This window comes from Streptococcus didelphis DSM 15616 (assembly GCF_000380005.1).
In the GTDB taxonomy this organism is placed as follows: Bacteria; Bacillota; Bacilli; order Lactobacillales; family Streptococcaceae; genus Streptococcus; species Streptococcus didelphis.
Genome location: NZ_KB904188.1, coordinates 21,771 through 35,244 on the forward strand (window position 1 = coordinate 21,771; position 13,474 = coordinate 35,244).

Genomic DNA, 13,474 nt, shown 5'->3' on the forward strand with positions numbered 1-13,474 from the left:
TGTTAAAACTTATTTTATGATAAAATAGAGTGATTAGATTAATTTGATAGAATTGGGGTGTTTGCGTGCGTTGTCCAAAATGTAGTTACAATAAATCCAGTGTTGTCGATAGTAGACAAGCAGAAGATGGGAATACTATTCGTCGTCGAAGAGAGTGTGAAAAATGTCATGCACGTTTCACCACCTTTGAACGCATTGAAGAACTCCCCTTATTAGTAATCAAAAAAGACGGAACTCGTGAACAATTTTCTAGAGATAAAATCTTAAACGGTGTAGTACAAAGTGCTCAGAAACGTCCTGTTTCTAGTACTGATATTGAAAACCTTATTTCAAGAATCGAGCAAAAGGTTCGTTCCAATTATGAAAATGAAGTAGCTAGCACAGCTATTGGTAACCTTGTTATGGAAGAATTAGCCGAGCTAGATGAAATTACCTATGTCAGATTTGCTAGTGTCTATAAGAGTTTTAAAGATGTGGATGAAATTGAAGAATTGCTTCAACAAATTACAAATCGTGTTAGAGGAAAAAAGAAGAGTAGTGTAAATGATCAAACCAATTGATGACTTTTATTATTTAAAACATAATAAAGTTCTTTGTAACTCAAATAGCCTCATTCAGCTCTACTTTCCCATTATTGGAAATGATGCAGTTGCTGTTTATCAATACCTCATCAATTTTTGTGATGAGGGGAAAAGAAGTCACAAATTCACTGAATTATTGAATCATCTTCAATTTGGAATGACACGTTTGGAGGATGCCTTGGTCATGCTGACGGCAGTGGATTTACTTGTTTTATACCAACTCCCAGACCACTATCTTTTTAAGATCCAACCAAGCATGGACAATGAAGAATTTTTAGCCAATCCCATCTATCGTCGTTTGTTAGAACAAAAGATTGGCCAGTTGGCTGTTTCAGACTTAGAAATAAAAATTCCACAAGCAGCACGAAATATCTCCAAACGTTTTTCGGATGTATTTGGTAAGAGCTCTGATTCATCAAGAGAAGAAATTAAGAAAGTCAAAAAAACAGTTACCTTTGATTTGGTCAGTTTCCAGCAACTAATGGGTCGTGACGGGCTTCAGTTTGTCAATGAAAATGAAGATGTTATCACCTTATATAGTTTGTCAGAAAAATATGGGATGACTTGGTTTGATACCTATAATTTGGCTAAAGAAACAGCTATTAATGGGAAAATTGCACCTAGTCGAATGCTTGCTAAAAAAGCACAGAAGGCGAATGCTTCAGAGAAAATAAAGCAAGGTGACTTTACCAGCGCTGAACAAATAATTATTAGAGAAGCTAAGGCTGATACAGCTCAGCTATTCCTTGAAAAAATAAAAAAAGCACGTCGGGCAAGGGTTACTAAGGATGAAAAAGAGCTCTTAATTAGTCTTGCTAAAATGGATTTTTTGGATGAAGTCATTAATGTTATGGTTCTTTATACCTTTAATAAAACCAAGTCGGCTAATCTTCAAAAAAACTATATCTTGAAAATTGCCAATGATTTTTCTTATCAAAAGATTGTAAGTGCAGAAGATGCTGTTTTAAAGATGCGTAGTTTTGGAGATAAAAGGCAGGAGACTAAAGCTAAGTCCAGCAAAAGTAATGTTCCTACCTGGAGCAATCCTGACTATCAAGAAAAAACGACTCAAGAAGAACAATTGCAACTTGATAAGTTTAAAAAAGAAGCTTTACAACGCTTGAATAAACTCAAAAAAGGTGGTGATTAGATGGAAAAAATAGGAGAGACATTGGGTAAATTAAATCATGCCAATCGTATCAACTCAGATCAATTATTTAAAACAATCCTTTCTGATCCAGAAGTGGCGGCTTTCATCACTAGCCATAAGATGACAGAAGAGCAAATCAAACTTAGCCTTTCAAAATTTAACCAATTCTTACTTGAGAGGCAAAGATATCAGTCATCAGCTACTAACTATATTGCCAAGGGCTATCTTCCTATTTTAGTCATGAATGAAGGTTATGCGGATGTTTCTTATTTAGAAACCAAGGAATTAGTGGAAGCTAAAAAAGAGGCGGAAATATCTGAGCGTATTAATTTGGTCAATTTACCAAAATCCTATCGTGATATTGAAATGTCTGATTTTGATATTGATAATTCTAGTCGCATGAAGGCCCTGTCACAATTACTTGATTTTGTTGAGCAATATCCTAATAAGAGCCAAAAAGGTCTCTACTTATATGGTGATATGGGGATTGGCAAGTCTTATCTCATGGCTGCTATGGCCAGGGAACTTTCTGAAAAGAAGGCTGTATCGACAACTTTACTTCATTTTCCAACCTTTACTATAGATGTTAAGAATGCTATTTCTAAGGGTTCAGTTAAAGATGAAATTGATGCTGTAAAGAATGTGCCTATTTTAATCTTAGATGATATAGGTGCTGAGCAGGCTACCTCTTGGGTTCGAGATGAGGTTTTACAGGTTATTTTGCAATATCGTATGCTTGAAGAATTGCCAACCTTTTTCACATCTAATTATAGTTTTCATGATTTGGAAAGAAAATGGGCCAATATTAAAGGAAATGATGAGACCTGGCAAGCTAAAAGGGTTATGGAACGTGTTCGTTACTTAGCAGATGAATTCCACCTGGAAGGCGCCAACCGTCGCTAACGTATATTAATTTAAGGGTAACTAAAAGAGTTACCAAGAGAAGGAGAATCATGGTTTTACCTACAGTTGCCATTGTTGGACGTCCGAATGTCGGAAAGTCCACCTTATTTAACCGAATTGCAGGGGAGCGTATTTCCATTGTTGAAGATGTGGAAGGTGTAACACGTGACCGTATTTATACTACTGGAGAGTGGCTCAATAGAAAGTTCTCACTCATTGATACTGGTGGGATTGATGATGTAGATGCACCATTTATGGAACAAATAAAACATCAAGCCCAAATTGCCATGGAAGAAGCAGATGTTATTGTTTTTGTGGTTTCTGGTAAAGAAGGGGTTACAGATGCAGATGAATATGTTTCAAAAATTCTTTATCGGACTAAGACCCCGGTTATTCTAGCTGTCAATAAGGTGGATAATCCAGAGATGCGTAATGATATCTTTGACTTTTATTCACTAGGCTTGGGAGACCCTTATCCTATATCTTCTGTGCATGGTATTGGAACAGGCGATATTCTTGATGCTATTGTGGAAAACCTACCTGTGGAAGAAGCAGAGGTTAAGGATGATATTATTCGCTTTAGCTTAATTGGACGTCCTAATGTAGGGAAATCTAGCTTAATCAATGCTATCTTGGGGGAAGATCGTGTTATAGCAAGTCCTCTTGCTGGTACAACAAGAGATGCTATTGATACTAATTTTGTAGATGATCAAGGTCAAGAATATACCATGATTGATACTGCTGGTATGCGTAAATCAGGTAAGGTTTATGAAAATACAGAAAAGTACTCTGTCATGCGTGCCATGCGTGCTATTGATCGTTCAGATGTTATTTTAATGGTTATCAATGCTGAAGAAGGTATCAGAGAGTACGATAAGCGTATTGCTGGATTTGCCCATGAGGCCGGTAAGGGAATTATCATTGTTGTGAACAAGTGGGATACCCTTGAAAAAGATAATCATACCGTTACTAAATGGGAAGCTGATATTCGTGATCAATTCCAATTTTTAACCTACGCCCCCATTATCTTTGTCTCAGCTGTAACCAAACAAAGACTTAACAAGCTACCAGAGTTGATTAAACACATTAGTGATAGTCAAAACAGACGTATTCCGTCTGCTGTCTTAAATGATGTCATTATGGATGCTATTGCTATTAATCCAACTCCAACAGATAAAGGTAAGCGACTTAAGATTTTCTATGCCACACAAGTATCTGTTAAGCCGCCAACATTTGTTATCTTTGTCAACGAAGAAGAACTCATGCATTTTTCATATTTGCGTTTCTTAGAAAATCAGATTCGATCTGCCTTCACCTTTGAAGGAACACCAATCCACTTGATTGCTAGAAAAAGAAAATAAAAAATACTGTACTTCACGAGTTAGTTGGTCTAACTTATGAAGTACAGTTTTATTATATAGATAATGATTTGCTATATAGATGCACTCATTAAATAGGGCTAGGAAGATGTTTTATTGAGCAATTAGTTTCATGGGTATGTCTTGACTGGCCAAGCCCTAAATCTGTCTATTCTGAATCAGAATAGTTATCTAAAAAAGCTAAAATACTCTTTTCATCCGGCTTACCTTCAAAAGTTTCAATTAAATGTCCTTTTCGAAAGGCCATAAGTTGGGGGATTTCCTCAATCTTATATTTATCAGCGAACCGATAGAGACTATCAGACATCTTCTCACTATTGAGATAATAAACTTGCTTTTTTGTCTTTTTCAAACTTGGTTCAAAAACTGTCATAAACTGCTGACAGTGGGGACATGATTTTCTTCCCATATATAGTAAGGTGAACTTGTCTCTTGAAACCAGTTGGAGAACAGTTTTGTGTGAAACTGCGGTCATTCGTTTAATGGCATTGTCGTAGGCTGAAGTTGCTACAATTTTTTGACTACTATTGCTGGCTGCTTTTGGAGAGCTGTTTATTTTACCTGAAAAAATCAAGAGATAAAAGGCAAAAATAATAAACAAAGCCAAATACCAGATGCAGAGGACCTTCCTTTCTTTTTCAGCTGGAAGCTTTCCTTTTAGGTTCAAAAAGAATTCTGAAATAAGCCAGAAAAAAAGAAGAATGAGGACGGGAACTCCAAAATTATAAAGGGTTAATCTGGGAAAGCCAAGCCAACAATAAGTGATGAGACCTAAAATTGAAATAATTAATGTGAGAGTAAGGTTACGTTTTGTCATAAGAGTCCTCTGTTTGTAATTATGTAAATCTTTTTAAATGTTTTGATACTTTCTTGCCAAATTTCAGGCATAGAGTCCAAGTATAAAGCTAGTTTCCAATAAGCCTGTAACAGCTAGTTCAGCAGCTAATTTGTAAGTACATACTAGACAGCCAGCTTTCTACAAATTATAGGAGCAAGTTGAAAATAAAGCTTGGATAATTTAATTTTATAATTTTATTCTAAAGAAAACAATATATTATTTAAAATAAAATTAATATATAGAAACAAAAATGCTAAAAAAATTAAAGATTAAGGCGGCTGCTACGTAAAGCTCTTAGAAGAATGCTAGTCTAGATTCCATGGAAAATCTTTTTATTAGAGTTAGGCAGAATGAAAGTGCACTTTTTGTCTAGGTAATTCTTTTTTGTTTTAATGCGAATTTTTCTCAGAAATCTCCTATGAATTTTGTTATAATTAAAGGATAAGCAAAAAGGTAGGGAAGTTATGGCTAGATTAATTCCAGGACGTATACGTAATCAAGGGATTGACCTTTATAATGAAGGTTTAGTTTCGATTTTAGAAAGAAATGAGGATTCTTTACAGGCAAGAGTTGATTCTTTTCTTGTGCATTATGGTGTTGAAGATGATGAGATCTATTGCCCCTGTTCCTTATTTGATAAAAAAAGATATTGTCAACATATTGCGGCACTTGAATATTTTTTGAAAAATGATCAAGAAGGAAAACAGATTGCTGAAGAATTGGCTAATCATATTGAGGATAAGCAGATTAATCAAAAATTGACATCTTTTGGAAGTTTATTTTTAGATAGTCTTGCTATGAATGAAGATGATACAGTAATGTATCGTTTGTCGGCGACAGCTAGCAGGAGTCCTTTTTCCTCGGACTTTTGGTGGAGTTTGAAACTTAATCGCCTCCCTGGGGATAAGGCTTATATTATTAGAGATATTCATGCTTTTATTAACCTTGTCAAAAAAGAAGGCTTTTATCAGATTGGTAAAAATTATTATGAGCCTCTATCTATCTTGCGCTTTGACCAGGCTAGTCAGGATTTAATCTATTTTCTTTGGCGACTAACTTCAGGTATAAGCCAAGCAGATCAGAATTTTATATTTACTAACCATGCCAGACACTTGGTTCTTCCTAGTGGTTTCTTTGAAGAGGGCATTTATACCTTAACTTCCTTGTATGATTTTTCATTTGAGGGGCCTGAAGGAAATTTTTCTAATCTCTTTGTGAAATCCTTAAGTCAAGATTCAGGCTTGTTTCAATTTATAGTAGAGGTAGATCGTAAATCAATAGAACTACAGATACTAGAAAAAAATCTGTATTATTTATTTGATAATGAATATATCCTCTATCGTAATACCTTTTACCATTTGAATTTAAAACAGCAAAAAATAGTATCAGCTATCAGAAGTTTACCTGTCCAATCTGACTTAAGTAAACATATTCAATTTGATTTGGATGATCAGGCAAAATTAGCTGCCAGTCTTTTAGATTTTCAAGAGATAGGCCAAGTGACAGCCCCTAAAAGTTTTGAAATTAAAGACTTTGATGTGAGCTTTAATTTTGATTTGGAAGGCAAAGACACTATTATCTTACAACTTGTTTTTGACTATGGTGACATCCAGATCAAAAATAAAAGAAGCCTTGGACATCTTCCTTTTGCTAGCCATTATAAAAAAGAAGAAAAAATCTATAGAGCACTTACTCGCTATGGTTTTTCTTCTAAATTTAGATCCAAAAAAGAAATAAAAACTGACCATGATATCTATCAATTCTTTACAGAAACCATCCCATATTTGGAAAAACTTGGAACCGTAACCTTATCAGATCACATCGAAGCTCTCACATTTTCTGAAGTGCCCCAAATTGCTATTGAGAATAAGGCTGGACTACTGGATATTTCCTTTGACTTTTCTAAGGTCCTTGAAGATGATGTAGAAGATGCTCTAGATGCACTTTTTAATAATCAACCTTACTTTATTAGCAAGAAAGGAAAGTTAGTCCTTTTTGATAATGAAACCCAAAAAATTAGTCATTCCTTGCAAAAGCTCAGGGCAAGACAACTAGGAAATGGTCATATGCAGTTGGATGGCATTGCAGCTATGCAAGTGTCTCAGCTCTTTTCAGACATGTCTAATGTGCATTTCTCACAAGAATTGGAAGAATTAGTTTCGGATTTAACCCATCCAGAAAACTATACTTTACCAGACCTTGATGTAGAGGCTGATATTCGAGATTACCAATATCAAGGGATTAAATGGCTGTCGGTTTTAGATAAATATGGTTTTGGAGGAATTCTAGCAGATGATATGGGGCTTGGTAAAACCTTACAGACAATTTCCTTCTTAAAAAGTAAATTGCATAAGAATTCTAAGATACTTATCTTGTCACCTTCAAGTCTTATTTATAATTGGTTAGATGAGTTTCATAAATTTACTCCAGATGTTGATGTTGTCGTTTCTTATGGATTAAAACAAGTCAGGGACCAGTTGATAGCAGAAGAACATCAAGTTACCATAACAAGTTATTCTTCTTTTAGGCAGGACTTTGATAATTACAGTCAGTATCACTATGACTATTTAATTTTGGATGAAGCTCAGGTCATAAAAAATTCACAGACAAAGATTGCTCAAAGCTTGAAATCCTTTAATGCTAAGAATTGCTTTGCTCTTTCAGGGACACCTATTGAAAATAAATTATTAGAAATCTGGTCTATTTTTCAAATTGTTTTACCAGGCTTATTACCTAGTAAAAAAGAATTTTTGAAACTAGAGGCAAAACAGGTCGCTCGCTATATTAAACCATTTATCATGCGTCGTCGAAAAGAAGAGGTTCTACCTGAGTTACCAGACCTGATTGAAATCAATTATTCTAACGAAATGTCAGACAGCCAAAAAGCTATTTATTTAGCGCAGCTAAGGCAGATGCAAGATCGGATAAGGAATGCTTCAGACACTGATATTAATAGACAAAAAATTGAGATTTTATCAGGGATAACTCGCTTAAGACAAATTTGTGATACACCAAGTCTCTTCATGCCTTTTGATGGTGAAAGTGGTAAATTAGATAGTCTCAAAACCCTTCTTTTGCAAATTAAGGAAAATGGTCATCGGGCTTTAATCTTTTCACAATTTCGTGGCATGCTTGATATTGCTGGAATAGAAATGGAAAAATTAGGCCTAAGTTCCTATAAAATAACAGGTTCTACCCCAGCCAATGAGAGGCAGGAAATGACCAGAGCCTTTAATGCTGGATCAAAAGATGCCTTCTTGATTTCTTTAAAAGCAGGGGGAGTAGGCTTGAATTTAACTGGAGCTGACACGGTTGTCCTTATTGATTTATGGTGGAATCCGGCAGTTGAAATGCAAGCGATTAGCCGTGCTCATCGGATTGGTCAAAGAGAAAATGTTGAGGTTTATCGTTTAATTACAAGAGGAACAATTGAAGAAAAGATACTAGAATTACAGGAAAATAAAAAGAATCTGGTCACGACAGTCTTAGATGGCAATGAAAATAGAGCTAGCATGACAATTGATGACATCAAAGATATACTAGGTCTTACTTCTGATTAAGTCAGCTTCTTATGGAGCTGGCTTTTTTATAAATAACTCTTATAAGGAACTTCTTTTTGAAAAATAGTAAGTTAGCAAGGATTTTACAGGTGAAACTAGACTAAAAAAGATGATAGTCAGAATTTTCTATTGAATTTTAATTGTTTATACAATTTATTGAAGGAATGCTTTGAAAAATAGGAGTTTTTAGTTTATAATAAAAAATGCTATAGTAAAGAAGGGTAATTAAAAATATGACTAAACATGTATTTCCATTAGTTGCAGATGGACAGCCTATTATTGAATTAGCTCGTCAGATGAACTTGTATGAAAATGAAGATTTAATTACAAATATCCATGGTTACTATCAGGATAAACATTATGATGATATGGCTCATGATAATCCTAGCTCAGCAACTCTTCCCTATAATGATCCTTCTAGTCGTTTGTCTACGATTGATGAAGGACGTAACTATGCACAAGAGGCCAAAAAACGAGCTCGAAAAGATTTGAAAGAAAAACGACAGTCTTATATTGCAAAGGAAATGACTCACAATACAAAGTCCTCTTTTCATAAAATTGGTCGTGATAATCCTAAAGAGTTATCAAAACAAGCTATCAAGTCAGATAATAAATGGAATCGTTTAAGTAAAAATCTAAGCCAAGATTCTTATATCTTAGCAGAAATTCCTAAGCAGTATAAGGAACCAAAACAAGCTAAGACAGATTCTACTAGTAAAAACAATTATGATTTCCTCAAGCGCAGCCAAATTTACAATAATCAAGAAGCACGTTTACAAAAAGAAAAATCTATTGCACAAGAGTTGAACTTAACAAGATTTGATGAACTCAGTTGATAAATAGTATAGATTTAGAGTTAAAAAAGGAGTAATGATGTCAAAAAGCTATCATTTTATTGGAATAAAAGGAGCAGGTATGAGTGCCTTGGCCTTGATGCTTCATCAAATGGGACATAAGGTTCAAGGAAGTGATGTAGAGAAATACTATTTTACACAAAGAGGACTAGAACAAGCAGGGATAAAGATTCTTCCTTTTAGTGAAGATAATATTTCTGAGAATATAGAAGTTATAGCTGGTAATGCCTTTCGAGAAGATAACAATGATGAACTAGCTTTTGCTATAAAAAATAATATTCCTTTTAAAAGATACCATGAATTTTTAGGGGAGTTCATGCAACGCTTTATCAGTTTTGGTGTGGCTGGTGCTCACGGTAAAACCTCAACTACTGGGCTCTTATCTCATGTCTTAAAAAATATTACAGATACATCCTATCTCATCGGAGATGGTACAGGTAGAGGCTCAGCAAATGCCCATTACTTTGTTTTTGAATCTGATGAATATGAACGCCATTTCATGCCTTACCACCCAGAATATTCCATTATTACAAATATTGATTTTGATCATCCTGACTATTTTACAGGTATTGAAGATGTTTTTAATGCCTTCAATGATTATGCAAAACAGGTAAAAAAAGCCTTATTTGTTTACGGAGAAGATCAGGAATTAAAAGCTATTACAGCAAATGCCCCTATCTATTATTATGGTTTTGAAGATAGTAATGATTTCGTGGCCTGTGATATCACTAGAACCACTAATGGATCAGATTTTAAAGTAAAACATGATGGACAGGTTATTGGTGAATTCCATGTGCCAGCTTACGGGCGTCATAATATTTTAAATGCGACAGCTGTGATTGCTAATCTTTACATTGCAGGAATCGATTTAGACTTAGTGTCTGAACATATGAAGACTTTCTCAGGAGTTAAGCGTCGCTTTACTGAAAAGATTATCAATGATACTATCATTATTGATGATTTTGCCCACCATCCAACAGAAATTATTGCAACGATTGATGCTGCCAGACAAAAGTATCCTAGTAAAGAAATAGTGGCTATTTTTCAACCACACACCTTTACACGGACGATAGCTTTGCTGGATGAGTTTGCTCAAGCCTTAAATGAAGCTGATCATGTCTACCTAGCACAAATTTATGGCTCGGCGCGTGAAATTGACAAGGGTGAGGTCAAGGTTGAAGATCTAGCAGAAAAAATTATAAAACCTTCAAAAGTCATTACTGTTGAAAATGTGTCACCTCTTTTAGACCGTGAAAATGCTGTCTATGTCTTTATGGGAGCTGGGGATATTCAACTTTATGAAAGATCCTTTGAAGAACTGTTAGCTAATTTAACTCAGAATAATCAATAGAGAGATCCTGCCCTAGGCAGGCTTTTCTCATAAAAAGGATAGATATGTTTATTAGGAATGTAAGTGAAGCTGATTGGCAGTTTATTTATGAAATTGAATGTGACAATTTTTCTAAAGAAGAAGCTGCTAGTATTGAGGCAATTAGGCAAAGGACAAGCTTGATTAAGGATACTTTTCTTGTTGCAGAAATCAATCAAAAAATTGTTGGTTATATAGAAGGTCCCGTTGTTCTGGAACCTCACCTTGAAGATTCACTTTTTCATCAAATTAAGGAGAATCCAGCTAGTGGAGGCTATATTGCAGTAACTAGTCTATCAATTGCTAAAGACTATCAGCAACAAGGGATTGGTATGGCATTAATTGCAGCACTTAAGGACCTCTCCTTGGCACAAAAGCGGCAGGGAATTATTTTAACTTGTCATGACTATTTGATTCCTTACTACCAGATGAATGGTTTTACTTGTTTAGGCTTATCTGATTCTAAACATGGGGGTTCTGTTTGGTATGACATGTTGTGGAAAAATAAAAAGCAATTATAAGCAAGAATTCCTTATAAAAAGTTAGTGACAAATAAAGGTATTTGTTGCTTTTCTCATCTATTTAAGTTATAATTGCCAATGATTATGTTTAGGAGGATTGGCTTTGACCGATTTTAAGGATGATAAGCAGAAAATTCAAAAAAATTTAAGCTTTAAAGAGCAAATTTTAGCAGAGTTGGAAAAAGCTAATCAGATTCGTAAAGAAAAAGAGGAAGCGCTTCTTCAAGAAGGTCTAAAAGAAGAGGAATTTCAGCAAAAAGAGCAAGAAGCTCAAGAAGCAGCTCGAAGAACAGTAGACCTTTATAAGAAATATAAAGAAGAAACTGTAAAATCAACTGCTAGGGATGAAGAAACTCAAGAAAAGTTAGCACCTACTTTTTCCAGTGCAAGTGATAAGGATAAACATAAGAAGGAAATCAAGCAGTCTCAAGACTATTCAGAAACTATCTCTTTTACTCCAGTAGAAATGATAAGCTCTAAAGAATTAAGTGAAGATAGCTTATCAAAGCAAGAAGAAGCAGGTAATCATTTTGAAGAGTTAGATGATAGTGATTTGGATTACCAACTTGCCTCTAATGAGGGGGAAGGGCTTGATTCGGAAAGTTTAGTGAGGAAAAATACAATAAAACGTCAAAGAACTGATCGTGTGGCAAGAAAGATCTCAACCTTGGTTATCACTTCCTTTTTACTGCTTATTGTGTTAATTGGTTTGATAGCAACATTCTTTGTTTATACGAGCCTTAACCCAGTTGATAAAAAGGATGACAAGTATGTTCTGGTTGAAATTCCAGCTGGTGCAGGAAATAAATTAATTGGACAAACCCTTGAGAAAAAAGGATTGATTAAAAATAGTACCGTTTTTAATTTTTATACTAAATTTAAAAACTATACTAACTTCCAAAGTGGCTATTACAATTTACAAAAGAGCATGACTTTAGAAGAGATTTCAAAAAGCTTACAGGCTGGCGGAACAGCAGAGCCAACAAAACCTGCCCTTGGTAAAGTTTTAATTCCAGAAGGCTATACTATTAAACAAATGGCTAAGGGAATTTCGGATAATGTTAATACCAAATCGAAAAAGGATAAGACTCCTTTTACTTCGAAAGAATTCCTGGACCTTGTTCAGGATGATGCTTTCATAAAAGAAATGGTTAAAAAATACCCAAGGCTTTTATCACATCTGCCAAAGAAAACAGAAGCAATCTATCAATTAGAAGGCTATCTTTTCCCAGCTACTTATAACTATTACAAAGATTCTACTATGAAGGATCTGGTAGAAGAGATGCTAGCTACAACTGATGCAACTCTAGCTCCTTATTATGATACAATTGAGTCTAGTGGTAAGACCGTCAATGAAGTCTTAACCTTAGCATCTTTAGTTGAAAAAGAAGGCTCTACAGATGAGGACAGACGTGAAATCGCAAGTGTTTTCTATAATCGTCTCAAAAATGGCATGGCCTTACAATCCAATATTGCTGTTTTATATGCTATGGATAAACTAGGGGAGAAAACTACCTTAGCTGAAGATGCAGCTATTGATACAAGTATCAAGTCCCCCTATAATATTTATACAAATACAGGTTTAATGCCTGGTCCTGTAGATAGTGCAGGCTTATCAGCAATTGATGCAACTGTTAAACCTGCTAATACAGACTATTTGTACTTTGTTGCCAATGTTCACACTGGCGATGTTTATTATGCTAAAACATATGAAGAGCATTCTGCAAATGTTCACAAGTATGTTAATAGTCAAATTGAGTAAATACAAACATGATGCATTGCATCATGTTTGTATTTCTGAAATAAATTAATGAAAAGAGAAAAATAATGGCTGAAAAAACTTATCCAATGACCCAAACTGAAAAAGAACAATTAGAAGCAGAATTAGAAGAATTAAAACTGGTACGTCGTCCAGAAGTGGTTGAACGTATTAAGATTGCCCGTTCTTATGGTGACCTTTCTGAGAATTCAGAATATGATGCTGCAAAAGATGAACAAGCTTTCGTGGAAGGACAGATTTCAACCTTGGAAACACAAATTCGCTTTGCTCAAGTAGTTGATAGTGATGCTGTGGCAAAAGATGAAGTAGCAATTGGTAAAACAGTTGTAGTCCAAGAAGTAGGTACTAGTGATAAAGATACCTATCATATCGTGGGAGCAGCAGGTGCAGATATTTTCTCAGGAAAAATATCAAATGAAAGCCCCATTGCACAAGCCTTGATTGGAAAAAGAACAGGTGACACAACTACAATTACAACACCAACTTCTACCTATCAAGTAGAAATTATCAGTGTTGAAAAAACAAAGTAAGAAAGTTGC

The 13,474-nt window shown here is 34.8% G+C and carries 11 protein-coding genes; 10 read left to right on the plus strand and 1 reads right to left on the minus strand.

What is annotated here, in order from left to right; genetic code table 11:
* The first annotated feature begins 65 nt into the window (after window positions 1–65).
* Genes nrdR through der form a run of 4 tightly spaced genes read left to right on the plus strand, consistent with a single transcriptional unit; the run spans window position 66 to window position 3,995 of the window.
* Window positions 66–560: a transcriptional regulator NrdR gene (gene nrdR / locus A3GU_RS0100150; RefSeq protein WP_018365505.1), complete on the plus strand. Its 495-nt coding sequence runs from the start codon at window positions 66–68 to the stop codon at window positions 558–560.
* Window positions 544–1,731 carry a DnaD domain protein gene (locus A3GU_RS0100155; RefSeq protein ID WP_018365506.1) on the plus strand — a complete coding sequence of 396 codons (1,188 nt, stop codon included), beginning with the start codon at window positions 544–546 and terminating at the stop codon, window positions 1,729–1,731. The genes nrdR and A3GU_RS0100155 overlap by 17 nt, the downstream gene beginning before the upstream one ends.
* Window positions 1,732–2,634 (plus strand): primosomal protein DnaI, encoded by a 903-nt coding sequence (gene dnaI / locus A3GU_RS0100160; RefSeq protein ID WP_018365507.1) that lies wholly within the window; start codon window positions 1,732–1,734, stop codon window positions 2,632–2,634.
* Between the two features lie 50 nt (window positions 2,635–2,684).
* Window positions 2,685–3,995 (plus strand): ribosome biogenesis GTPase Der, encoded by a 1,311-nt coding sequence (gene der, locus A3GU_RS0100165; protein ID WP_018365508.1) that lies wholly within the window; start codon window positions 2,685–2,687, stop codon window positions 3,993–3,995.
* Between the two features lie 166 nt (window positions 3,996–4,161).
* Here the strand turns inward: der and A3GU_RS0100170 are convergent, their stop codons facing one another.
* The gene (locus tag A3GU_RS0100170; RefSeq protein ID WP_018365509.1) at window positions 4,162–4,830 is read right to left on the minus strand and encodes a thioredoxin family protein; all 669 of its coding nucleotides are present in this window, start codon (window positions 4,828–4,830) and stop codon (window positions 4,162–4,164) included.
* Window positions 4,831–5,315: 485 nt separating this feature from the next.
* Between A3GU_RS0100170 and A3GU_RS0100175 the strand changes: the two genes are divergently transcribed.
* The 6 genes from A3GU_RS0100175 to greA all read left to right on the plus strand — a co-directional run bounded on the left by A3GU_RS0100175 (window position 5,316) and on the right by greA (window position 13,465).
* Window positions 5,316–8,411 (plus strand): pilus expression-regulating Snf2 family helicase, encoded by a 3,096-nt coding sequence (locus A3GU_RS0100175; protein WP_018365510.1) that lies wholly within the window; start codon window positions 5,316–5,318, stop codon window positions 8,409–8,411.
* 233 nt (window positions 8,412–8,644) lie between these two features.
* Complete coding sequence (gene zapJ / locus A3GU_RS0100180) at window positions 8,645–9,247, plus strand: divisome accessory protein ZapJ (protein WP_018365511.1); 603 nt, start codon at window positions 8,645–8,647, stop codon at window positions 9,245–9,247.
* Between the two features lie 37 nt (window positions 9,248–9,284).
* The gene (gene murC, locus A3GU_RS0100185) at window positions 9,285–10,616 is read left to right on the plus strand and encodes a UDP-N-acetylmuramate--L-alanine ligase (RefSeq protein WP_018365512.1); all 1,332 of its coding nucleotides are present in this window, start codon (window positions 9,285–9,287) and stop codon (window positions 10,614–10,616) included.
* Between the two features lie 44 nt (window positions 10,617–10,660).
* Window positions 10,661–11,155, plus strand: coding sequence for a GNAT family N-acetyltransferase (locus A3GU_RS0100190; protein WP_018365513.1), 495 nt, complete (start codon window positions 10,661–10,663; stop codon window positions 11,153–11,155).
* Window positions 11,156–11,258: 103 nt separating this feature from the next.
* A complete protein-coding gene (mltG, locus tag A3GU_RS0100195; protein WP_018365514.1) occupies window positions 11,259–12,917 on the plus strand; it encodes an endolytic transglycosylase MltG in 1,659 nt (552 codons plus the stop codon).
* Between the two features lie 65 nt (window positions 12,918–12,982).
* On the plus strand, window positions 12,983–13,465 hold the full coding sequence (gene greA / locus A3GU_RS0100200; protein ID WP_018365515.1) for a transcription elongation factor GreA: 483 nt from the start codon (window positions 12,983–12,985) through the stop codon (window positions 13,463–13,465).
* Window positions 13,466–13,474: the final 9 nt, after the last annotated feature.